Consider the following 22,340-nt stretch of genomic DNA (forward strand, 5'->3'; position numbering starts at 1 on the left):
ATGACGCGCGGTGACCGCAGCGAGTCTATTGTCCCGCTGTCACGACGACGCCTTCGACTCCCCCTCCGCCGCCGGCCCGCCCCGCCCGTCGCCGTCCGCCGCGGTCGGGCGGACCGGGCGGTAGCGCGACAGCCAGGTGATCAGCTCCTCGGCCGGCATCGGCCGGGCGTGGAACCAGCCCTGCGCCACGTCGCAGCCGGCGGCGTGCAGCAGCCGCCAGGTGCGCTCGTCCTCCACGCCCTCGGCGACCACCCGCAGCCCGAGCGCGCCGGCCAGCTCGATCATCGAGCGGACGATCGCCGCGTCGTCCGGGTCGTCCGCCATCCCCAGCACGAACGACCGGTCCACCTTCACCTCGGACAGCGGCAGCCGGCGCAGGTGCTGGAGGGAGGAGTAGCCGGTGCCGAAGTCGTCGAGCGCGATGCCGACGCCGATCCGGTGCAGTTGGGTGATGCTGGCCAGCACCCGCCGGGGGTCGGCCATCAGCGCGCCCTCGGTGATCTCCACCTGGAGCCGCTCGGGCGGGACGCCGTACCGGGTCAGCCGGTCGGCGATCTGCTCGGCGATCTCGCCGGTGTGCAGGTCCCGCACGCTGACGTTGAGCGCGGCCCGCAACGTGAGCCCGGCCGCGAGCCACTTGGCGAGCTGCTCCACCACGTCGTCCACCACCCGGCGGGTGAGCAGCCGCATGACCGCGCTCTGCTCGGCGACCTGGATCAGCTCCCCCGGGTCGACCATGCCCCGGCGCGGGTGCCGCCAGCGCAGCAACGCCTCGACGCCGACCACCTCACCGGTGGCGATGGCGATCTGCGGTTGGTAGTACATGGTGATCTCGCCGGCCTCCGCGCCCGACGCCAACCCCGCGGCGGGCGCGGCCTCCACCGGGGGTACGCCCTCCCCCGCGGCTACGACCTCCAGGGCCGGCGCGGTCGTCGCAGCCGGCGCGGTCGTCGCAGCCGGCGCCGCCGGCGCGGTCCGCGGCGTGTCACCACTGCCGGAGCGGACCGGATCGGGGACCCGGCCGGCCCGGCGGCGGATCGGGTCGGCACCGGTGAGGATCCGCTCGATCAGGTCGTCGTCGGAGCGCGCCTCGACGCGTTCCCGCCGCCAGCGGAGCCGCCGACGGGCCGGCGCGGCACCGGCCCGGTCCGCGTCCCGGCCGTCGTCGTGGACCGGCCGCGCGTCGTGGACCGACCGCGCGTCATGGACCGGGTCCCCCTCGGAGACCGGTCGGGCCTGGTGCGCCGGCCCGGCGACGGACGGATCCGGCGTCAGCGCCGCTCCGTCCCCGCCGCGCACGCCCACCGGCTCACCGGACGGCGACGGCGGGTGCGGCGGGGCCTCCAACACCCGGCGCAGGTCCGCCAGGAGGCTCAGCCGCTCGGCCGAGTTGTGGTCGGACTCGGGCGCGTAGACCGCTACCGTGTCGGTGCGGTGCTTGGCGTCGTACATGGCCACGTCGGCGTGCCGCATCAGGGTGGCGAAGTCCTCGCCGTGCTCGGGGAAGAGCGCGACGCCGATCGAGCCCCCCACGTCGAGCGGCAGCCCGTCCAGCGGCACCGGCTCGGCGAGCGCGGCGACCACCCGGTCGGCCCGCTCCCGGGCCTCCTCGACGCCGGCCAGCCCCGGCACGACGATGGCGAACTCGTCGCCGCCGAGCCGGGCCACCATCTCGTCCGCGCCGACCACGTCGATCAGCCGGGCACTCACCTCGACCAGCAGCCGGTCGCCCACCGCGTGCCCGAGCGCGTCGTTGACGTGCTTGAACCGGTCGAGGTCGAGCAGCAGCAGGGCCAGGTGGGTGCCCGGCTCGCCCCGGGCGGCCCGCTCGGCGTGCAGGTGCACCTGCTCGGCCACCTCGGTGAGCAACGCCTTGCGGTTGGGCAGCCCGGTCAGCGGGTCGACGTCGGCGAGCTGTTCCCGCTCGGCGGAGAGCCGGGCCATCCGGTAGACCGCGAAGAGCGGCACCAGCACCAGCGGGATCAGCGCCGCGCTGGCCCGCGCGGCGGCCACCAGCACCGGCGCGAGCAGCAGCAGCGACCCGGTGGAGAGCAGCTCGTAGGCCAGCCCGAGCCGGACACTGGGCCACCACCGGTCCCCGAAGCGCAGCCGGATGGCGGAGTTGACCAGGCCGTAGTTGACCACGAACCAGGCCACCGTGGCGCCGCCCACCGCCGCCACGTCGGTCCAGTGCAGCCGGCCGCCGTCGAACAGCTCGCCCGGACCGAGCCGGGTGATCGCGTACGCGGCGGCCAGCGCGCAGGCGTACTGGGCCGCGTTGAAGCCGGTGCGCCAGGCGGCGTACCCGAGACGCCAGCCGGAGACGGCCACCGCCACCGCCTGCACCGCCACGGCCGGGCCGAGCCCCCAGCCGAGCAGGATGGCGAACGTGAAACAGGTCGACGGGAAGACCGCCGAGGTCTGCCGCCGGCCGGGCGGGACGAACGGGCGGGCGTCGCAGGCGACGGCGAGCGCCGCCATGGTCCAGAACGCGACCGGCAGCTCGGTCAGCCGCTCGGGGAGCGCGGCCAGCGGCCCGACCGAGACGAGCAGGGCGACCACGCCGACCGCACCGACGAAGCCGAAGAACGGCCCGGTCCGCCCCGGCGGGACGGAGTTGCGCGGGTCGCCGGTCGCCATCGCACCTCCCGGGCACGGTCCTGGCGCGCGCCGTCACGCGCCGTACGCCAATGAAACGCCCTCCGGGCCGATTTTCCCGACACGACAGTCACGAATCGGTAGTAGTCGTAATTAAGTTGGTATACGCCGCAGGCCCGGCAGTGCCTCCCCGGTCAGCCCTCCACCCGGGCCACCGCCCGGGCCGCCTCCGGGCCGGACTCCAGCAGCACGCGGAACCCGTCCTCGTCGAGGATCGGCAGCTTCAGCGTGGCCGCCTTGTCGGCCTTGCTGCCCGGGTTGTCGCCGACCACCACGAAGCCGGTCTTCTTGGAGACCGAGCCGGTCACCTTCCCGCCCCGGCTCTGGATCGCCTCGGCGGCCTCGTCGCGGCTGAACCCGGCCAGCGTGCCGGTGACCACCACGGTGACCCCGTCGAGCGGGCGCGGCCCCTCGTCACCGGACTCCTCCACCATGCGTACGCCGGCCTCGGCCCACTTGCGCACCACGTCGCGGTGCCAGTCGACGGCGAACCACTCCTTGAGACTCGCGGCGATGGTCGGGCCGACGCCGTCCACCGAGGACAGCTCCTCCTCGGACGCCGCCTCGACCGCGGCGACCGAGCGGAAGTGCCGGGCGAGCGCCTGGGCCGCGGTCGGGCCGACATGCCGGATGGAGAACGCCACCAGCACGCGCCACAGGTCGCGCTCCTTGGCCTCGGCCAGGTTCTCCAGCAGCTTGGTGGCGTTGCTGCCGAGGCTGCCGTCCTTGTTGACGAAGAACGGCGAGCGGGCGAGCTGCTCGGCGTCGAGCTGGAACAGGTCGCCCTCGTTGGTGATGATCTGCGCGTCCAGCAGGGCCGCCGCGCCCTTCTCGCCGAGCACCTCGATGTCGAGCACCTTGCGGCTGGCCAGGTAGAAGACGCGCTCGCGGATCTGCCCCGGACAGGCCCGGCCGTTGGGGCAGCGGATGTCGACGTCGCTCTCCTTGGCCGGCGCGAGCGGCGTGCCGCAGGCCGGGCAGGTGGTCGGCATGACGAACGGGCGGGCGTCGGCCGGCCGCAGCTCGACCACCGGGCCGAGGATCTCGGGGATGACGTCGCCGGCCTTGCGCAGCACCACCGTGTCGCCGATGAGCACGCCCTTGCGCTCGACCTCGCGGGCGTTGTGCAGGGTGGCCAGCGCGACCGTGGAGCCGGCCACCAGCACCGGCTGGAGCACGGCGAACGGGGTGACCCGGCCGGTGCGCCCGACGTTGACGTCGATGTCGAGCAGCGTGGTGTTGACCTCCTCCGGCGGATATTTGAAGGCGATCGCCCAGCGCGGCGCACGGCTGGTCGAGCCGAGTCGGCCCTGGATGGAGACCGGGTCGACCTTGACCACCACGCCGTCGATCTCGTGCTCGACGTCGTGCCGGTGCTTGCCGTACCAGGCGATGTATTCCGCCACGCCGGCCAGGTCGTCCACCACCTTCCAGCGGTCGCTGGTGGGCAGCCCCCACGCCTTGAGCGCGGCGTACGACTCGGACTGCGCGGCCGGCCGGTAGCCCTTGCGGGCGCCGATGCCGTGCACGACCAGGCGCAGCGGCCGGGAGGCGGTGACCCGCGGGTCCTTCTGCCGGAGGCTGCCGGCGGCGGCGTTGCGCGGGTTGGCGAACGGCGCCTTGCCCTGCTCGACCAGGCTCGCGTTGAGGTCGGCGAACCCGGCCACCGGGAAGTAGATCTCGCCGCGCACCTCGATCAGCTCGGGCACGTCGGGGAAGTCGTCGGCCGGGGTCAGCCGGGCCGGCACGCCCCGGATGCTGCGGACGTTGGCGGTGACGTCCTCACCGGTGCGGCCGTCGCCGCGGGTGGCCGCCCGCACCAGCCGGCCCTTCTCGTAGGTCAGGTTGATGGCCAGGCCGTCGACCTTCAGCTCGCAGAGGTAGGGCACCGGGCCGCCGGCGTCGCGCTCGACCCGCTCGGCCCAGGCGGCCAGCTCCTCGTCGGCGAACGCGTTGTCGAGCGACATCATCCGCTCGGCGTGCGTGACCGGCGTGAAGTCGGTGGAGAACGTGCCACCGACCCGCTGGGTGGGCGAGTCGGGCGTGCGCAACGCCGGATATTGCGCCTCCAGTGCTTCAAGCTCGCGCAGTTGCCGGTCGAACTCCGCGTCGGTGATCGTCGGCGCGTCCAGCACGTAGTAGCGGTATTGATGCTCGGTGAGCTCCTGGCTCAGCGTGGCGTGCCGCTCCCGGGCCGCCGGGGTGGGCTCGGCGCCGGCCGCCGCCTGCTGGGCGGCGTCGGGCGTCGGGGGAACCGCTTCTTCGGACACGCCGCCACCATCTGACACCGCTGTCGACCTCCCGTGCTCGTGCTACCCCCGAACCGTAACGGTCGGCTGTGACAACCGTCCGCCCACCCGCGCTGAGCAGGGCGACCCGTCGCCCCGGCGACGCGTGCCGCGCCGCAGAGCGGACGGGCCGCGACCGTGCGACGATCGCTGGGCCGAAGCGGACGGAAGGCGGGGTACGGATGCGCGACGGGCTGATCTGGGCACTGGTGATCGTGGCCTGCGTGGCGGCGGGCTGGCTGTGGGGAGAGTGGCGCCGCCGGGCCGCCGACCGGTCCACCCGTCCGGGGGTACGCGGGCGGGCCGGGAACCGGCGGCCGGGCGGCGGACGGGGCAGCCGGCCGGACAGCGGCCGGGGCGGCCGGCCTGGTGGCGGGCGGGTCGCCGCCCCGCCGAGGCCGCGCGGCGCCGACCGGCCGGCCGGGGACCGGCCACGGCCCGGGGAGATCTGGTGGGCCGACGTGCCGTACGCCGACGGCACCGGTTCGAAGGTGCGCCCCTGCCTGGTGCTGCGCGTCGACGGCCGGGCGGCCGAGGTACTGAAGATCACCAGCCAGGACAAGTCGGACCGGGACGACCACGTGCGCATCCCGACCCGCACCTGGGACCCGGACGCGGACCACGACAGTTTCCTCGACGTCAGCGAGCCGATCCCGGTGCCGCTCGACGCGTTCGCGGACCGAGCCGGCGACTGCGACCCCGAGGTGTGGCGGGGCGTGCGCCGCCTGCCCCACCTCACCGCGTAGCCGCGGACGCCGCTCAGTCCAGCGCGTCGGCCAGGGCGGTGAGCTGCTCGGCGTACTCGATGCGGGCGGACCAGCCGGCCGGCCAGGCGGCCATGCCGTGCGCGGCCCCGAGGAACGCCCCGGCCAGCGCGGCGATCGAGTCGGAGTCGCCGGCGGTGGTGGCGCCCCGGGCCAGCGCGGCGACCGGTTCGTCCGGGTGCCGCAGCGCGCAGAGCAGCGCGGTCGCGAGCGCCTCCTCCGCGATCCACCCCTCGCCGGTGAGCCGGCACGGGTCGCCGCCGTCGTCGGGGCGGGCCAACGCCGCCTCCAGCCGGCCGAGCACCCGCAGGCAGTCGTCCCAACCCCGGGCGATGAACTCGGTCGGATCACTGACGCCCGGACGCTGCCACAGGTCGCCGAGCCACTCGCCCCGGTAGACCGTGCGCTGCTCGCGGGCCCGCTCGGTGAGCAGGGCGGGCAGCGCCGGGAGCGCCGCGCCGTCGCGCAACAGCCGCACCGCGTACGCGGTCAGCTCGCTGGCCGCCAGCCCGGTCGGGTGACCGTGGGTGAGGCCGGCCTGGAGCTGCGCCAGCCCGGCCAGCGTGTCGAGGTCGACGTCGAGCAGCCCGACCGGGGTGACCCGCATGTTCGCGCCGCAGCCCTTCGAGCCGGCGACGGTGGCCGCCTGCCACCGGGTGCCCCGGCTCAGCTCGGCGCACGCCCGCAGGCAGGTCATGCCCGGCGCGCGGTTGTTCTCCGGGCTGGCCGCCCAGTCGAGGAAGCGCTGGCGCAGCAGCGGCTCCACCGCCGCCGCCGTGTATGCGGGCGCGTCGTGCAACGCCCACGCCACGGCCAGCGCCATCTGGGTGTCGTCGGTGACCAGCGCGGGGTCACCGACCAGCTCGCGGGGACCGGCCGGGCCGTAGCGCCGGACGATCTCGGTGACGGTGAGGAACTCGGTCGGCTTGCCCAGGGCGTCGCCGTAGGCCAGGCCGAAGAGCGAGCCGGCGGCGCGTCGGACGGTGGAGGCGGTCACGGTGGTGATCATGCACCGGCCGTGCAAGGCCGGCGGGGTCAGTCCCAGCAGAGGCAGAACGGGTGGCCGGCCGGGTCGGCGTAGACCCGGAAGCCCTCCCCCTCACCGGGCAGCCGCCGCGCGCCCAGGGCCAGCGCCGCCTTCTCGGCCGCCTCGATGTCGTCCACCGTCACGTCGAGGTGGAACTGCTGCGGCCGCTCCGGGTCGGGCCAGTCGGGGGCACGCAGGTCGAGCGCCTTCTGGAACGCAAGACGCGGCTGGTGCCCGGGCGGACCGCCGAGGACCACCCAGTCGTCGCCGTCGGAATTGTCCTCGATCAGCGGGAGACCGAGCAGCTCCGCGTAGAAGCCGGCCAGCGCACGCGGGTCGGGGCAGTCGATCACGGTGGAACGCAGTCGTCCGATCATGCCGGCCATGCTGCCCCCGGGGTACGACAGGAAAACGTCACTCCTCGGCCAGTCGCCGGCCGGCGTCGCGACAGGCGGTCAGCACCGCCCGGGCGTACGCCGGGGTGGCACCGGCCAGGCCGCACGCGGGCGTCACCACCACCTGTTCGGCCAGCCGCCGGCGGGGGAAGCCGAGCTGGTCCCAGACCCGGCGGACCCGGGCGGCGACCTCGGCGGACGTCGGCGGACGGCCGGACGACGGCGGCAGCGTCGGCGCGGCGCCGGCCAACAGCCCGAACCCGGCGTCGAGCGCCTCGCCGAGCGGGTCCAGGGCGGTGACCAGGGACAGGTCGAGGGCGACGCCGACCGCGCCGGCGGAGCGGAGCAGCTCCAGCGGCACGTCCGGCGCGCAGCAGTGCACCAGCGTGGGTACGCCGGCCGCGTCGAGCACGCCGTGCAGCAGCGCCCGGGCCACCTCCGGCTCCACCGGCCGATGGGTGCCGAAGCCGCTCTCGGTGGGCACCCGGCCGGCCAGCACCGCCGGCAGGGACGGCTCGTCGAGCTGGAGCAGCACCGAGGCGTGGGGCAGCCGTCGGGCCACCGCCGCCACGTGCCCGCGCAGCCCCTCGGCGAGCGAGCCGGCGAGGTCGCGTACCGCGCCGGGGTCGCGCAGCAGCCGGCCACCGATCGGCAGCTCCAGCGCGGCGGCCAGGGTGAACGGGCCGGCGGCCTGGACCTTGACCGGGCCGGTGTACTCCTCGGCCTGCTCGGCGAGCTGGTCGAGGTCGCGTTCCATCAGGTCACGGGCGCGGCGCAGGTCCCGGCCGGGGCGCGGGGCGATCCGCCAGCGGGCCGCGTACAGCTCGACCGGCAGCTCGACGAGCAGCCCGGCGGTGCGGCCCACGAGATCCGCGCCCGGACCCCGGCCGGGCAGCTCCGGCAGGTGCGGCAGGGCGGGCAGCTCACCGAGCACGATCCGCTGCGCCTCGGCGATGTCGGTGCCGGGCAGCGAACCGATTCCGGTCGCCGCCCCGGCCGGCCAGGGCCACTGCTGATCAGTCACCGCCGAAGCCTAGCCGCTGCCCGCCGGGGGCGGGCGGGACGTGGGCCGGCGGACCAGAGCGCTTCAGCGGCCCTTTCGAGCTGAGAGCAGGAACGACTCACCCGCCCGCCGCCGACCCCGACCGGCACCCTGCTTGGCCGGGCATGCCCTGCGCTGAGCGTGCCTCAGGCCGAGCATGCCCCAGGCCGCGCATGCCCCAGGCCGCGCATGCCCCAGGCCGCGCATGCCCCAGGCCGCGCATGCCCCAGGCCGGGCATGCCCCAGGCCGGGTGCAATCGGGCCCGTTCCGGAGACCGCTGCTCCGCGTTTACCCTCCCGTCCCCCGCCCGCACGGGTCGCGCCGACGGGGTCGCCCCGGCGCGGCAGCGGGGTGCCGGTCGGTGAGTCGTTCGTGCTCTCAGCTCGAAAGGGGCACCGCAGAGAACTACCCGAGGCACCTGGCCCGGCCAGAACCCGGTAACGGCGCGAGCCGGATGCGCCACGGCAGCCCGGCGGAGCCACCGCGGGGGGTGACCCCAGCAGGCCCGGCACGCCCGGCGGGCCCGGCACGCCCGGCGGGCCCGGCACGCCCTGAGCCGTCAGCCGGCGATGGTGGCGGAGCCGAGGACCACGTCACCGGCCGGATCCGGCCGGTAGGCCACGATCGCCTGGCCGGCGGCGACACCGCGGAGCGGACGGCGCAGCGTGGCGTGCAGGCCGTCGGCGTCGACCGAGACGGCGGCCGGCACCACGTCGCCGTGCGCCCGTAGCTGCACCTCGCACTCGAACTCCCCGTCCGGGCGCGGCCCGCCGGTCCAGACCGGGCGGGTGGCGTGCACCGAGGAGACCTCCAGCGCCTCGGCCGGGCCGACCGTCACCGTGTTGGTAGTCGGCGTGATGGAGAGCACGTAGCGGGGCCGGCCGTCCGGCGCGGGGCGGTCCAGGTGCAGGCCGCGTCGCTGCCCGACGGTGTACTGGTAGGCGCCGCTGTGGTTGCCGACGACCGCGCCGGTGAGCGCGTCCACCACCTGGCCCGGGGCCTCGCCGAGCCGCTCGGCCAGGAAGCCGCGGGTGTCGCCGTCGGCGATGAAGCAGATGTCGTGCGAGTCCGGCTTGTCGGCCACGGCGAGGCCGCGCCGGGCGGCCTCCGCGCGCACCTCGGCCTTGGTCGAGTCGCCGAGCGGGAAGATCGACCGGTCGAGCTGCGCGCGGGTCAGCACCGCGAGGACGTACGACTGGTCCTTGGCCGCGTCGACGCTGCGCCGCAGCAGGCCGTCCGGGCCGAGCCGGGCGTGGTGGCCGGTCACCACGGCGTCGAAGCCCAGGGCCACGGCCCGGTCCAGCACCGCGGCGAACTTGATCTTCTCGTTGCAGCGCAGGCACGGGTTCGGGGTACGGCCGGCCGCGTACTCGGCGACGAAGTCGTCGACCACGTCGTCGTGGAACCGGTCCGCCATGTCCCACACGTAGAACGGGATGCCGAGCACGTCGGCGGCACGCCGGGCGTCCCGGGAGTCCTCCAGCGTGCAGCAGCCCCGGGCGCCGGTGCGATAGGTCTGCGGGTTGCGGGCCAGCGCCAGGTGCACGCCGGTCACGTCGTGTCCCGCCTCGACCGCCCGCGCCGCCGCCACGGCGGAGTCCACCCCGCCCGACATCGCCGCCAGAACCCTCACCGGCCCACTCCCCTCGTCCGCACCGAGGGTATCCGGGTCAGCGGGGCGAACGGAGGGCGGCCGCGCGGCGGGCCCGCTCGACGGCGGCCGGCAACGCGGCGATGAGCGCGTCCACGTCCGCGCCGGTGCTGGTGTGCCCGAGCGTGAAGCGCAACGAGGAGCGGGCCCGGTCGTCGTCGGCGCCCATGGCCAGCAGCACGTGCGAGGGCTGTGCCACACCCGCCGAGCAGGCCGACCCGGTCGAGCAGGCGATGCCCTGAGCGTCGAGGAGCAGCAGCAGCGCGTCCCCCTCGCAGCCGGGGAAGGAGAAGTGCGCGTTGCCGGGGAGACGGTCGGCCGGGTCGCCGTTGAAGACCACCTCGGGCACCGCCCGCCGGACCCGCCCGACCAGCTCGTCGCGGAGCGCGGCGACGCGGGCCGCGTACTCCTGCTGGCCCTTCACCGCGGCCTCGACGGCGACCGCGAACGCGACGATGCCGGCGGTGTCCAGCGTCCCGGAGCGGACGTCGCGCTCTTGGCCGCCGCCGTGCAGCAGCGGGACGGCCGCGACGTCGCGGGCCAGCAGCAGCGCGCCGACGCCGGCCGGGCCGCCGAGCTTGTGCCCGGTGACGGTGAGCGCGGACACCCCGCTCGCGGCGAAGTCGACGGGCACCTGACCGACCGCCTGGATCGCGTCGGTGTGGAACGGCACCCCGTGCTCGGCGGCGACCGCGGCCAGCCCGGTCACCGGCTGGAGGGTGCCGACCTCGTTGTTGGCCCACATCGACGTGACCACCGCCACCCGGTCGCCGTGCTCGGCCAGCTCGGCGCGGAGCCGCTCCGGGTCGAGCCGACCGGTCGCGTCGACCGGCAGCCAGCCGGCCTCCGCGCCCTCGTGCGCGACGAGCCAGTCCACCGCGTCCAGCACGGCGTGGTGCTCGACCGCGCTGGAGACCACCCGGACCCGCTCCGGCCGGGCGTCGCGACGGGCCCAGAAGATGCCCTTCACGGCGAGGTTGTCGCTCTCCGTGCCACCACCGGTGAAGATCACCTCGGAGGGGCGGGCACCCAGCGCGGCGGCCACCCGCTCGCGGGACTCCTCCACCCGTCGCCGGGCACGGCGGCCGGCCGCGTGCAGCGACGACGCGTTGCCCACCTCGCGGGCGGTGGCGACGTACGCCTCGAGTGCCTCGTCGAGCATCGGGGTCGTCGCCGCGTGATCCAGGTATGCCATCACCGTTCAGCCTAACGGCCGGCGGGCGGGCCACCGGTGGCCGGACCGCCCGTCCCGCGCCGGGGTGGGACGGGCGGTCCAGCGCTTCATGAGGGAACCGCGGTGACCACGATGTTGTCGCGGTAGTGCCGGGTCTTCGGGTCGAACGGGCCGCCGCAGGTGATCAGCGTCAGGCGCGGCTTGCCGTCCCGGGCGAAGTACCGCTCCAGCGGGATCTTCGTCTTGGTGTACTCCTCGCGGGCCACCACCCGGTAGCGGCGCTCCTTGCCGTCCGAGCCGGTGGCGGTCAGGGTGTCCCCCCGGTCCAGCTCGCGGAGCCGGAAGAACGCCCCCTTGCCCTGCTCGGCGCTGTCCACGTGCCCGGCGATCACCACCGAGCCGGCGTCGGCCTCCAGGCCCGGGCCGTAGCGGTACCAGCCGACCTGGTCCACGCTCGGCGGCACCTCGAACTCGTCGGTGCGGCTGTTGATGCCGACCGGGTTGACCGAGGCGGTGACCTTGATCGGGGGGATGCTCAGCCGTACCGGTGGCACGGTCGTGCCGTCGGCCGGCAGGGTGCCGGCGTTCACCGGCACCGACGGGTCACCGGTCGCCGCCGTCGTCGGCGTCGCGGCCGGTGTGGCGCTGGCCAGCGCCGCCGCCTCGTCGGCGCCGACGTCCTCGGCGGGCTGCGAGCCGCAGGCCACCAGGGCCGAGACGGTGAGCGCGGCGGCGCCGGCGGCCATCGCCGCCAGCGCCCCGCGGTTGCGCACCGTCACCGGCGACCGGCCCGGGCGGTGGCCACCCGCGCGCCGCCGCCGACCAGGAGCAGCACGCCGGCGCCGGCCAGCACGTACCACCAGGTGTCCACGCCGGTGCCGGCCTGGCCGCCGGTGCCGCTGGGCACGCCGCCCGGCGCGGAGTGCAGGCCGGTGATGGTCTGCGCCACCAGGTCCAGGTTCTTGGCGTCGGCCGAGCCGATGGCGTAGACGATGGTGGCGGTGCCCTCCTTGAGGTTCAGGTCGGCCGGGCCGATGGCGACGGTGTCGGTGCCGGCGAGCACCACGTCCGCCTTCACGGTGCCGGCGGCCACGTCGGCCTTGGCCTCCTTCGGGTTGGTCAGCCCCTCGAAGACCGGCTTGCCGCCGGCCCGCACGTCGACGGCCGGCGCGGCCGCGGTGTGCCGGACGATCAGCCGGGCCTTGCCGGCGCCCACCTTGGACACGTCGTTGACGAACGGCGTGATCTGCGGCTTGCCGTCGGCGCTCAGGTGGGCGGCGAGGCTGATGTTCGCCCCGCCCGGCACCTCGGCGTCGTCGACCTTCAGGATGGCCTTGTCGACCGCCTCACCGGGCTTGGTCAGGGCGATGTCGTACTCGCCCTCGGGCAGGGTGAGCGGGCCGGCCACGTCGCCGGGCTTGAAGTTGTCCAGCGTCTTCTTGCCGTTGACGTAGACGTCGACCGGGGTGTCCGGGATGCCGTGGACCACGGAGACCTTCGACGAGGCGGCGTAGGCCGGGCTCATGGTGGCGGCGCCGACGCCGGCGAAGGTGAGGGCGGCCACCGCGCCGCCCGCGGCGACCCGACGGAACATGGCGTGCTGCATTTGTGTGCCTCCTGCTGGTTGGTGCTGATTCGTCAGGCCTGGCTTGCAGAACGGGTTACGCCGGCCCCGCCGCCCTCGGATGCGCTCCGGATCCGTTTTCTTTTTCCGGCCGCGACCGCATCCGCCGGGGTCCCCGGCGACGAAGGAAGAGGTGACGGGCGTCGTGCCGGACACACCGGGAGAGTGGGGCGGGGGCGGTGGGAGTTACAGTTCGGCATGCCCCACGGATGGCGAGCCGCCCGGTGACGGCGGCCAGGCAGGGCCCCGAGCCGCCGGGCGAGGACGACCTCGCGACGCGGTTCCGCGACGGCGACGAGGCTGCCCTGCGCGAGGCGTACGACAGATACGGCCGAGCGGTGCTGCACCTGGCCACCACGACACTGGCCAACCGGAGTGACGCCGAGGACGTGACCCAGGCGACGTTCGTCGCCGCCTGGCTCGGCCGGGAGACGTTCGACCCGGCGAAGGGATCACTGATCGGCTGGCTGCTCGGCATCGGGCGGCGCAAGGCGATCGACCGGATCCGGGCCGCGGCCCGGGAGACCCGGGTGGTCGAGACCGTGAAGCAACTACCCGAGCCGGTGGACACCGGCCCCGACCCGGACACGGTGGTCGACCGGCTGGTGGTCGCCGACGAGCTGGCCCGGCTCCCCGACGAGCAACGACGGATGCTGGAGCTGGCGTTCTACGACGACCTGACACACCAGCAGATCTCGGCCGTGACAGGCGTGCCGCTCGGCACGGTCAAGAGTCACATCCGGCGCGGCATGCAGAGCCTGAAACGCAGATGGGAGGTGGACGGTGCAGCACCTGGACCACGACCGGCTGGTCTTTCTGGCGCTCGGTGAGAGCGAGGCGGCCGACGCGGAATCCACCCACCTCGGCTCCTGCGGTCACTGCCGGGGCGAGCTGGAGACGCTCCAGCACGTCGCCGGGCTCGGCGCCGGCACCCAGGGCCTGGCCGACCTGCCCGATCCGCCGGAGCATCTCTGGCAGGGCATCGTCGCCGAGATCCGGGCCGCCGAGGAACTGCCCACGTTGAACGGCCGCCGGCCACCGCGTACCGGCGAGGCGACCGGTGACCCGGCCGGCCGGCCGGCTGTCGCGACCCGGCCGCGCCGCGGCCGCCGCTTCCCCCGGTGGGCGAGCACCGCGGTCACCGCCACCGCCGCCGCGGTGATCGGTGTGGCGGGCACCGTCGCGGTGCTCGGCACCGGCGGGGACGAGCCGACGCCGCAGCCGACGGTGCTGGCCAGCGCGCCACTGGCCGCGTTCGGCTCGACACCGAAGGACGCCTCGGGCGACGCCCGGGTGCTCGGGGACAACCAATTGCATCTGCACGTGGCGAATCTCCCGAACGTTCCGGGGTACTACGAGGTCTGGCTGATCGATCCCAAGACGATGGAGATGTTCTCGGTGGGCACGTTGAGCAACGGATCGGGAGACGCGTTGCTGCCGATCCCCCGCAACGTCGACCTGAGCACCTTCTCCGTGGTCGACATCAGCGCCGAGCAGTACGACAACAACACCCGCCACTCCGGCGACAGCCTGTTGAGGGGCACCCTGACGGGCTGATCGGCGGGCCGGCTCAGCTCCCCGGCCCGCCGATCAGCTCCCTGCGGCGCGACGCACGCTCCGCCCGAGCGAGCGAATGACGCGCAGATACACGGAAAGAGTGGCCATTCCGCGAAGGATGGCCACTCTTTCCGTGTATCTGCGCCTTGCGAGCCCGGGGGTGCCACGAGGCGCCCCCGGGGAACGCCGGGTCACTTGCGCTTGCGGATCTCCTCGGCGGCCTGCGGGACGATCTTGAACAGGTCGCCGACCACGCCGTAGTCGGCCAGCTCGAAGATCGGCGCCTCGCCGTCCTTGTTCACCGCGACGATGGTCTTCGAGGTCTGCATGCCGGCCCGGTGCTGGATCGCGCCGGAGATGCCCAGCGCGACGTAGAGCTGCGGGGAGACCGTCTTGCCGGTCTGGCCGACCTGGAACTGGTGCGGGTAGAACCCGGAGTCGACCGCCGCGCGGGACGCGCCGACCGCGCCGCCGAGCAGGTCGGCCAGCTCCTCCACCAGCTTGAAGTTGTCGGCGTTGCCGACGCCGCGACCGCCGGAGACGACGATCGACGCCTCGGTCAGCTCGGGGCGGGAGCCCTTCTGCTCGGCGACCCGCTCGACGACCTTGGCCAGCTTGTCCGCGTCGGTGACCGACACGGTGAGCTGCTCGACGGCCGGGCTGGCCGCGGCCGCTGTCGGGTTGAGCGAGTTCGGCCGGACGGTGACCAGCGGCAGGCCCCTGGTGACCTTGGACTTGACGATGGTGGAACCGGCGAACGCGACCTGGGTGGCGGTGCCGTCGGCGTCCAGGGCGACCACGTCGGTCAGGATGCCGTTGTCCAGCTTGACCGCCAGGCGGGCGGCGATCTCCTTGCCCTCCTGCGACGAGGCGAGCAGCACGGCGGCCGGCTGCACCCGCTTGACCAGCTCGGCGATCACGGTGGCCTTCGGGGCGACCAGGAAGCCGTCGATCTCCTCGCCCTCGGCGGCGTAGATCTTCTCCGCGCCGTACTCGCCCAGCTTGGCGCTCAGCGCCTCGGCGGCGCCGGCGCCGCCGAGCACTACCGCGCTCGGGGTGCCCAGCTCGCGGGCGAGGGTGAGCATCTCCAGGGTGACCTTCTTGACGCCGAATTCCTTGGTGGCTTCGACGACGACGAGAACCTCAGACATGTCCAGACCTCTCACACGAACTTCTCGGTGGCGAGGAACTCGACCAGCTTGACGCCGCCCTCGCCCTCGTCGGTGATCTTCTCGCCGCCGGAGCGCGGCGGACGCTTGGTGTGCTCCACCACGGCGCTGGTGGCGCCGTCGAAGCCCACCTCGGCCGGGGCCACGCCCAGGTCGCCCAGGGAGAGCGTCTGCACCGGCTTCTTCTTGGCGGCCATGATGCCCTTGAAGGACGGGTAGCGCGGCTCGTTGATGGTGTCCCAGACGGAGACCACGGCCGGCGTCGAGGCGGTGACCACCTCGTAGCCCTCCTCGGTCTGCCGCTCGGCGGTCAGCGTCGAGCCGTCGACGGTGAGCTTGCGCGCGCCGGTCAGGGCGGCCACGCCCAGCCGCTCGGCGATCATGTGCGGCATGACCTGCACCCGGCCGTCGGTGGACTCGGCGCCGCAGATGACCAGGTCGGCGTTGAGCTGACCGAGGGCGGCGGCGAGCACCTTCGAGGTGGCCACGGCACAGGAGCCGTGCAGCGCGTCGTCGACGACGTGGACGGCCTTGTCCGGCCCCATGGAGAGCGCCTTGCGGATCGACTCGGTCGCCCGGTCCGGACCCATGGTCAGGATGGTGACCTCACCGCCGTGCGCTTCCTTGATCTTCAACGCCTCTTCGATGGCGTACTCGTCCATCTCGTTGATGACGTTGTTCGCCGAGCCGCGGTCGACGGTGTTGTCGTCAGGACGCAGGTTGCGGTCCGCGCCCGAATCGGGCACCTGCTTGACGAGTACGACGATGTTCATCGCGCTTCGACGACCCTCCTGTTTGGTGTAGCGATCACTCGCCCGGTCACGGGCGCAGCCTGCCGCGTGACTTAACGCTCGGTCAACCACAGGCTGCTGTGCACTTGCCCACGGGGCAATGTTACCCGCAAGTAGCATCGACTCCCGGAAGGCCCGGAGTGACGCAAATCACCGTAGCCGGTGGCCGTCACGCCGCTTCGGTCAGTGCCGCCCGGATCTTGTCGATGGTCGCCGCCTCGGCCGGCGCCACGCCCCGGTGCGCCGCCGCCACCCGGTCCGCCGCCGCCAGCACCACCGACCGGTACGCCTCGACGTCCCCCGGCGACTTGGCGCGCAGGATCTCCACCGCCCGGCCCAGCGCGGGCAGCACCACCGACTCGATCTCCAGCGCGGAGTCGCGGGGCAGCTGCGGCAGTGGACCGGTGGTGAGCGCCTCCTTGACCACGCCACCGGCGTCGGCGAGCGCGCCGGAGGCGGCGATGCTCTCCCGCACCATGGCCAGCACCCCGGGCACCGCGTTGGAGACCAGGAACACCGCCCCGAACGCGCCGGTCTTCAGGGTGAGCTGCTCGTCCGCCGTCAACCGGTCCATGATCACGGAGTGTAGACGTACGGCGTGGTGGTGGTGACCGCAACGAGCCCGAGCCGCTCCAGGATGGGCCGGCTGTCCGGCGAGCAGTCCACCTGCACCAGCGTCCGGCCACGCTGCTGCGCCAGCCGCGCCCGGTAGGCCACCAGCGCCCGGTAGATCCCCTTCTTCCGCCACTGCGGCAGCGTCGAGCCGCCCCACAGACTGGCGAAGCCGGTGCCCCGCTGGTAGCGGATCCAGCCGGCGCTCACCATCGTCTCCCCGGCCTCCGCCACCACGATCGTGATCGACTGCGGGTCCGCCTCGATCTCCCGGGCCAGCCCGTGCACCAGGTGACCGCGGTCGTCGTGCCAGACCTCCTCCTCCATGGCGGCGATCCGCTCCAGGTCGGCGTGACCGGTGACCTCGCGTAGGCGTACCCCCTCGGGGAGGACCGGGACGGCGGCGGCCAGCGGTGCCACCGGGCCGACCACGACGGTCTCCTCGTCCTCCGGGACGAAGCCGGCGGCGCGCAACCGGTCGCCCAGGTCGGCCGGCTCGTCGTGGCCGGCGAGCTTCCACTCGACCGCCTCCCCCCGGGCCCGGAAGAGCTCGACCTGCCGGGCGATCAGCGCGTCCAGCTCGGCGCCGGCCAGGCCGTCCAGCGTCCGGTAGGTGAGGAAGCCGCGCTGGTCCAGGCCGAGCACGCGGAACAGCGGGCCGTCCCGCTCGATGGTCACCCCGGCGGGCACCGGGTCCGGCAGCTCGGGACGAACCTGAGTGTCGTAGGCGTCGCGCAGGGCGCGCGCGTCAAGATCGGTCATCCCCTCAGGCTAGGCCGCTGGCAAAGCGGATAATCGGTGCCGTGTGGGAGTCGATCAAGCGCTGGTTCGACCCGCGGGAGCTGCGTTCGGTCGGCAGCACACCGGACTACCGCTTCTCGCTGGCCAACGAACGGACGTTCCTGGCCTGGCTGCGGACCGGGCTGGCGCTGGTCGCGGGCGGGCTGGCCGCCGCGCAGTTCCTCCCGCCGCTCCCGCTGGCCCACCTGCGTGAGGCGCTCGCCGTCGGGCTGCTGCTGCTCGGCGCCACCGTGTCGATCCGCGCGGTGGACCACTGGGCCCGCACCGAACGCGCGATCCGGCTGGGCGAGGAGCTGCCGGCGTCCCGCTTCCCCGCCGTGCTGGCCCTGATCGTCGCGGTCGGCGCGCTGCTGCTGGTGGCCGCCGTCCTGCTCCGGGGCGCCCGGTGACCGCACTGCTGCGGGGCGCACGGTGAGCGCCGACGCCGGCCTCCCCGCCGAACGCACCCGGCTGGCCTGGCGGCGGACGCTGCTCACGCTGACCGTGGTGCTGCTGCTCCAACTCCGGCCGGCGTTCACCGGCCGGGTCGTGGACGCGGTGCTGGCCGGGGTGGCGATCCTGGTCTGGCTGGTCGTGCTCGCCGCCGCCTGGCGGCGGGCCACCGGCACCGGCCCGCACCGGCTCGGCCGCCTGTCGATGCCGCTGACCGCGCTCGGCGCGGCCGGGCTGGCCCTGCTCGGCGTGGCGCACGTGCTCGGCAGGGTGCACTGACCACGCCGGGTGCGCCATCATGGGGCATGGCCCGCCTCTACGTACTGCTCTTCCTGGTCCAGGTCGTGCTCGCCGTGTGCGCGCTGATCAGCTGCCTCTCCGCCGAGGACGGGCAGGTCAAGGCGCTGCCCCGGATGATCTGGGTGCTGATCATCCTGTTCTTCCCGGTGGTGGGCTCGATCGCCTGGTTCGTGGCCGGCCGCGAACGCCCGACCGGGCCGGCCGGCGTCACCGGATCTCCGGGACCCGCCGCCCGGGCCCGCGGGCCGCTCGCCCCGGACGACGACCCCGACTTCCTCGCCTCGCTCGACAAGCGCTCCCGCGACGAGGACCAGGAACGCCTCCGCCGCTGGGAGGAGGACCTGCGTCGCCGCGAGGCGGAGCTGCGCGACCGCCCCGACGACCGGGACCGCCCGGAGGTCTGAAACGCCACGCGCCGCCGCCGGTCACCCGGCGGCGGCGGTCGTGGTCGTGGTCAGGCCAGGTTCGACGAGCGGGGGTACGCGTCGGCCGGGTCGGTCAGCACGTTGACCAGGTACGGCACGCCGGCGTCGAACGCCCGACCCAGCGCCGGGCCGAGGTCGGCGGCCTTCTCCACCGTCTCGCCCGCGCCGCCGAGCGCCTCGACCACCCTGTCGTAGCGCAGCCCGGGCTGGAGGTCGGCGGCGACGTCGTAGCCGTACATGGCGCGCATCGGGTGCTTCTCCAGCCCCCAGATGCCGTTGTTGCCGACCACGATCACCACCGGCAGCTTCTGCCGGGCGAGCGACTCCACGTCCATCAGCGAGAAGCCGGCCGCGCCGTCGCCCATCAGCACGCAGATCTGCCGGTCCGGGTGGCTGACCCGGGCGCCCATCGCGTAGCCCAGGCCGGTGCCGAGGCAGCCGTACGGGCCGGGGTCGAGCCAGGTGCCGGGCTGCGCGGGTTCCAGGTACTTCCCGGCGTACGAGACGAAGTCGCCGCCGTCGCCGATGGTGATGGCGTCCGGGGCGAGCACCTTGCGCAGCTCGCCGTAGACCCGGGCCGGCCGGATCGGGTCGGTCTCGGCGCCCATCTCCTCGGCGTCGCGGGCCTTCGCCGCGTCCTCGGCGGTGCGCAGCTCGGCGATCCAGTCGGCGTGGTCGGCCCGGTCGCCGCTGTGCTCGGCGAAGCGGGTGAGGATCAGCCGCAGGTCACCGGCGGGCGCGGCGGCCGGCTGCACGTGCCCGGCGCGCTGGCTGGGCGCGTCCACCACGTGCACCACAGTGGCGTCGCCGAAGTCGCCGAAGGAGAGCCGGAAGTCCAGCGGCGTGCCGATGACCACGACCACGTCGGCGCCCTTGAGCGCGACCCGGCGGGCCTTGGCGAACGCGAGCGGGTGGGTCGGCGGCAGCGCGCCCCGGCCCATCCCGTTGGTGAACACCGGCACCTGGAGGGCCTCGGCGGCGGCGCGCAGCGCGTCGACCGCGTCACCGGCGTACACGTCGGAGCCGGCGATGAACACCGGCCGGGACGCGCCGGCGATCAGGCCGGCCGCCTTCGTCACCTCGTCCGGGTCGGGCTCGATCGGCGCGGGCGGGGTGACCGCCGGCAGGTCGGCGTCGCCGACCGAGAAGACGGCCTCCAGCGGGAAGTCCAGGAAGACCGGGCCCCGGTGCGGGGTGAGCGCGGTGGTCAGCGCCGCGGACACGGCCCGCGGGATGTCGTCGGCGCTGAACACCGTCTCGGCGTGCTTGGTCACCGGCGCGACCAGCGGGAGGTGGTCCATCTCCTGGAGGCTGCCGGAGCCCCAGCGGAACTGCGGGGCCCGCCCGCCCATCACCAGCACCGGCGAGGCGTTGAAGAACGCGCTGGTCAGGCCGGAGACGCCGTTGGTGACGCCGGGGCCGGCGGTGAGCACGGCCAGGCCGGGGCGGCGCTGGAGCTTGGCCACCGCCTCGGCGGCGAAGACGGCGGACTGCTCGTGCCGCACGTCGTAGAGCGGGAAGCCGGACTTGTGCGCCGCGTCGTAGAGCGGGAAGACGTGCCCGCCGGAGAGCGTGAACATCTCCCGTACGCCGTGCGCCCGCAGCGCCGCCAGCGCCAGCTCGCCGCCGTGCCCCTCGACCCGTTCCGACATGCCACTCCCCTTCGTCGCGCGACCGGAGTCACACGCTACTGGCCGGTAGACCGGATGTGAACAACCCTCGCGTCAGCGGCCGGTGAAGCCCGGCTTGCGCTTCTCCACGAACGCGGCCATGCCCTCGCGCCGGTCGTCGGTGGCGAACAGCGCCGCGAAGAGCTGACTCTCCCAGGCCAGGCCGGAGGTGAGATCCATGTCCAGACCGCCGTCGACAGCCGCCTTCGCCGCCCGCAGCGCCTGCACCGGCCCGGTCAGGAACGGCTTCACGTACGCGACCGCGGCGTCGTAGACCTCGGCGGCCGGCACCACCCGGTCGGCCAGGCCGATGCGCAGCGCCTCCTCGGCGTCGACCATCCGGCCCGTCATGATCAGATCCTTGGCGCGGGCCGGGCCGACCAGCCGGGCCAGCCGCTGGGTGCCACCGGCGCCCGGGATGATGCCGAGCTTGATCTCCGGCTGGCCGAGCTTGGCGTCCTCGGCCACGATCCGCCAGTCGCAGGCCAGCGCCAGCTCGCAGCCGCCGCCGAGCGCGTACCCGGTGATCGCGGCGACGACCGGCTTGGGGATGCGCGCGATCGCGCCCAACGCGCTGGACAGGTCGGCCGCCCGCTCCGCCATGTCCACGTAGGACATGTCGGCCATCTCCTTGATGTCCGCGCCGGCCGCGAAGACCTTCTCGCCGCCGTACACGATGACGGCGCGGACCTCGGGGTCGGCGGTGGCCGCCGTGGCGGCGGCGCGCAACTCCTCCTGGACCTGCGTGTTGAGCGCGTTCATCGGCGGCCGCTCCAGCCGGATGGTCCCGATGCCGTCCTTCACTTCCAGCCTGACGAACTCGCCCACGCCGCCCTCACTTCCTCGTCGAAGTAGCGTGCCAACCTTACGACCCACGTCGTTGGGGTAGACAGTGCGGTAGACGCCGGACACCGGGAGTGAGGTCATGACCACCTACTACGACGACCGGTCGGTCCGGGTCACCGCCACCGCGCTGCGGGTCGACGACCAGAGCTACCCGCTGGCCGAGCTGACCCTGGTGTGGCACCGCCGGGGCAGCCGCTCCTGGCGGGTGCTGGCCGGGCGCGGCGCGATCGGCGCGGCGCTCGCCGGGCCGCTGGTGGCCGCGCTGCTGGGCATCGCGCTGGCGGTCTGGCTGCACCGCTCGCTCACCGTCACCATCGCCATCGTCGGGGCCTCCGTGCTGATCGGCCTCGCCGTCGGGCCGCTCGCCGACGTGCTCTTCGAACACCTGGACCGCTCGTACGTGCGGGGCAGCCGGGAGCTGGAGATGTGGGCCACCTGGCGGGGCCAGCCGGTGCGGCTGCTGCACACCGGCGACGCGCTGCGCTTCGGCCAGATCTACCGGGCGGTGCAGCGGGCCATGGAACGGGTGCCCGCTCAGAACGTGATCGGGTCGTCCGGCAGCAGGCCCAGCCCGCGCAGCAGGCCGTAGGTGTCCTGCTCGCCCCAGAACTGGACGATCCGGCCGCCGGCCAGCCGATACATCTTGCAGGCGCTCTGCACCGTGGTCGCCCCGGTCGCGTCCCGCCGGTAGGTCTGCGCCATCGACACCACCACCCGGTCCTCGGCCGCGAAGATCTCCCGGATGTCCTGGTCGAGCACGGTCAGGCCGGGCGAGGAGACGGCCGCCTCGGGCCACCGCCGGCCGCGTACCGCCGTGCCGGAACCGTAGATCTCCACGTCCTCGTCCACCACCTCGGCCAGCTCGGCCAGGTCCTTGGTGACGAAGGTGCGCAGGTAACGCCGGACCACCTCGACGTTGCGCGCCCGCTCGTCCCCGTCCGGTCCGGCCCCGACTGCTCCTGTCCCGATCCGATCCGTCATGCCCGGCACGCTAGCGATCCTCGCCCTTCTCCGCGCGCCCGCTCCGGGGTTCCGACCCAGCGGCCCGCGCCGGTCTTCCGGCCCGCCGGCCCGCGGTCTTCCGGCCCGCCGGCCCGCGGTGTTTCGGTCCGC

At 74.3% G+C, this 22,340-nt stretch carries 23 protein-coding genes; 7 read left to right on the forward strand and 16 right to left on the reverse strand.

Annotation, left to right across the window (positions count from 1 at the left end):
- Positions 1–39: 39 nt before the first annotated feature.
- Both ACH495_RS17350 and ligA read right to left on the reverse strand, forming a co-directional pair.
- Positions 40–2,640: a putative bifunctional diguanylate cyclase/phosphodiesterase gene (locus ACH495_RS17350; protein WP_396858728.1), complete on the reverse strand. Its 2,601-nt coding sequence runs from the start codon at positions 2,638–2,640 to the stop codon at positions 40–42.
- 152 nt (positions 2,641–2,792) lie between these two features.
- Positions 2,793–4,946: an NAD-dependent DNA ligase LigA gene (gene ligA / locus ACH495_RS17355; RefSeq protein ID WP_396858729.1), complete on the reverse strand. Its 2,154-nt coding sequence runs from the start codon at positions 4,944–4,946 to the stop codon at positions 2,793–2,795.
- A gap of 182 nt (positions 4,947–5,128) precedes the next feature.
- On the opposite strand from ligA, the gene ACH495_RS17360 reads away from it, so the two are divergent.
- Positions 5,129–5,692 (forward strand): type II toxin-antitoxin system PemK/MazF family toxin, encoded by a 564-nt coding sequence (locus ACH495_RS17360; RefSeq protein ID WP_396858730.1) that lies wholly within the window; start codon positions 5,129–5,131, stop codon positions 5,690–5,692.
- 13 nt (positions 5,693–5,705) lie between these two features.
- Here the strand turns inward: ACH495_RS17360 and ACH495_RS17365 are convergent, their stop codons facing one another.
- The 7 genes from ACH495_RS17365 to ACH495_RS17395 all read right to left on the reverse strand — a co-directional run bounded on the left by ACH495_RS17365 (position 5,706) and on the right by ACH495_RS17395 (position 12,606).
- Complete coding sequence (locus tag ACH495_RS17365; protein WP_396858731.1) at positions 5,706–6,719, reverse strand: ADP-ribosylglycohydrolase family protein; 1,014 nt, start codon at positions 6,717–6,719, stop codon at positions 5,706–5,708.
- A gap of 26 nt (positions 6,720–6,745) precedes the next feature.
- Positions 6,746–7,114 carry a VOC family protein gene (locus ACH495_RS17370; RefSeq protein WP_396858732.1) on the reverse strand — a complete coding sequence of 123 codons (369 nt, stop codon included), beginning with the start codon at positions 7,112–7,114 and terminating at the stop codon, positions 6,746–6,748.
- Between the two features lie 37 nt (positions 7,115–7,151).
- Positions 7,152–8,156, reverse strand: a complete 1,005-nt coding sequence (locus ACH495_RS17375) for a methionine synthase (RefSeq protein WP_396858733.1) — start codon at positions 8,154–8,156, stop codon at positions 7,152–7,154.
- A gap of 578 nt (positions 8,157–8,734) precedes the next feature.
- Entirely contained in the window at positions 8,735–9,808 is a 1,074-nt protein-coding gene (mnmA, locus tag ACH495_RS17380) for a tRNA 2-thiouridine(34) synthase MnmA (protein WP_396858734.1), read from the reverse strand.
- A gap of 37 nt (positions 9,809–9,845) precedes the next feature.
- Positions 9,846–11,021: a cysteine desulfurase family protein gene (locus ACH495_RS17385; RefSeq protein ID WP_396858735.1), complete on the reverse strand. Its 1,176-nt coding sequence runs from the start codon at positions 11,019–11,021 to the stop codon at positions 9,846–9,848.
- Positions 11,022–11,107: 86 nt separating this feature from the next.
- Positions 11,108–11,779 (reverse strand): class F sortase, encoded by a 672-nt coding sequence (locus tag ACH495_RS17390; protein WP_396858736.1) that lies wholly within the window; start codon positions 11,777–11,779, stop codon positions 11,108–11,110.
- Complete coding sequence (locus tag ACH495_RS17395; protein ID WP_396858737.1) at positions 11,776–12,606, reverse strand: DUF4397 domain-containing protein; 831 nt, start codon at positions 12,604–12,606, stop codon at positions 11,776–11,778. Before ACH495_RS17395 ends, ACH495_RS17390 begins: the two co-directional genes overlap by 4 nt.
- A gap of 227 nt (positions 12,607–12,833) precedes the next feature.
- On the opposite strand from ACH495_RS17395, the gene ACH495_RS17400 reads away from it, so the two are divergent.
- Together ACH495_RS17400 and ACH495_RS17405 are read left to right on the forward strand one after the other, a co-directional pair.
- Positions 12,834–13,454 carry an RNA polymerase sigma factor gene (locus ACH495_RS17400; RefSeq protein WP_396858738.1) on the forward strand — a complete coding sequence of 207 codons (621 nt, stop codon included), beginning with the start codon at positions 12,834–12,836 and terminating at the stop codon, positions 13,452–13,454.
- Positions 13,408–14,181 carry an anti-sigma factor gene (locus ACH495_RS17405; protein ID WP_396858739.1) on the forward strand — a complete coding sequence of 258 codons (774 nt, stop codon included), beginning with the start codon at positions 13,408–13,410 and terminating at the stop codon, positions 14,179–14,181. The genes ACH495_RS17400 and ACH495_RS17405 overlap by 47 nt, the downstream gene beginning before the upstream one ends.
- 191 nt (positions 14,182–14,372) lie before the next feature.
- Here ACH495_RS17405 and ACH495_RS17410 read toward each other — a convergent pair whose 3' ends face one another.
- The 4 genes from ACH495_RS17410 to ACH495_RS17425 form a co-directional block, all read right to left on the reverse strand.
- Positions 14,373–15,332, reverse strand: a complete 960-nt coding sequence (locus tag ACH495_RS17410) for an electron transfer flavoprotein subunit alpha/FixB family protein (protein ID WP_396858740.1) — start codon at positions 15,330–15,332, stop codon at positions 14,373–14,375.
- 11 nt (positions 15,333–15,343) lie between these two features.
- On the reverse strand, positions 15,344–16,123 hold the full coding sequence (locus tag ACH495_RS17415) for an electron transfer flavoprotein subunit beta/FixA family protein (RefSeq protein ID WP_343443130.1): 780 nt from the start codon (positions 16,121–16,123) through the stop codon (positions 15,344–15,346).
- Positions 16,124–16,310: 187 nt separating this feature from the next.
- Positions 16,311–16,715: a hypothetical protein gene (locus ACH495_RS17420; RefSeq protein ID WP_396858741.1), complete on the reverse strand. Its 405-nt coding sequence runs from the start codon at positions 16,713–16,715 to the stop codon at positions 16,311–16,313.
- A 2-nt stretch (positions 16,716–16,717) separates the two neighbouring features.
- Positions 16,718–17,515, reverse strand: a complete 798-nt coding sequence (locus tag ACH495_RS17425) for a GNAT family N-acetyltransferase (protein WP_396858742.1) — start codon at positions 17,513–17,515, stop codon at positions 16,718–16,720.
- Positions 17,516–17,556: 41 nt separating this feature from the next.
- On the opposite strand from ACH495_RS17425, the gene ACH495_RS17430 reads away from it, so the two are divergent.
- The 3 genes from ACH495_RS17430 to ACH495_RS17440 are packed head-to-tail and all read left to right on the forward strand — an operon-like array spanning position 17,557 to position 18,690.
- Positions 17,557–17,943 (forward strand): YidH family protein, encoded by a 387-nt coding sequence (locus ACH495_RS17430; protein ID WP_396858743.1) that lies wholly within the window; start codon positions 17,557–17,559, stop codon positions 17,941–17,943.
- Between the two features lie 22 nt (positions 17,944–17,965).
- Positions 17,966–18,265, forward strand: coding sequence for a DUF202 domain-containing protein (locus tag ACH495_RS17435; RefSeq protein ID WP_396858744.1), 300 nt, complete (start codon positions 17,966–17,968; stop codon positions 18,263–18,265).
- Between the two features lie 26 nt (positions 18,266–18,291).
- Positions 18,292–18,690, forward strand: coding sequence for a PLD nuclease N-terminal domain-containing protein (locus tag ACH495_RS17440; protein WP_396858745.1), 399 nt, complete (start codon positions 18,292–18,294; stop codon positions 18,688–18,690).
- A gap of 50 nt (positions 18,691–18,740) precedes the next feature.
- On the opposite strand, the gene ACH495_RS17445 is transcribed toward ACH495_RS17440, so the two are convergent.
- Together ACH495_RS17445 and ACH495_RS17450 are read right to left on the reverse strand one after the other, a co-directional pair.
- A complete protein-coding gene (locus ACH495_RS17445; RefSeq protein ID WP_396858746.1) occupies positions 18,741–20,363 on the reverse strand; it encodes an acetolactate synthase in 1,623 nt (540 codons plus the stop codon).
- Positions 20,364–20,435: 72 nt separating this feature from the next.
- Complete coding sequence (locus ACH495_RS17450) at positions 20,436–21,209, reverse strand: enoyl-CoA hydratase/isomerase family protein (protein WP_396858747.1); 774 nt, start codon at positions 21,207–21,209, stop codon at positions 20,436–20,438.
- Between the two features lie 97 nt (positions 21,210–21,306).
- On the opposite strand from ACH495_RS17450, the gene ACH495_RS17455 reads away from it, so the two are divergent.
- Entirely contained in the window at positions 21,307–21,816 is a 510-nt protein-coding gene (locus ACH495_RS17455) for a DUF6232 family protein (RefSeq protein ID WP_396858748.1), read from the forward strand.
- Here the strand turns inward: ACH495_RS17455 and ACH495_RS17460 are convergent.
- The gene (locus ACH495_RS17460) at positions 21,762–22,208 is read right to left on the reverse strand and encodes a nuclear transport factor 2 family protein (RefSeq protein WP_396858749.1); all 447 of its coding nucleotides are present in this window, start codon (positions 22,206–22,208) and stop codon (positions 21,762–21,764) included. The genes ACH495_RS17455 and ACH495_RS17460 overlap by 55 nt on opposite strands.
- Positions 22,209–22,340: the final 132 nt, after the last annotated feature.

Source organism: Micromonospora sp. NPDC018662, from assembly GCF_044391475.1.
GTDB lineage: Bacteria > Actinomycetota > Actinomycetes > Mycobacteriales > Micromonosporaceae > Micromonospora.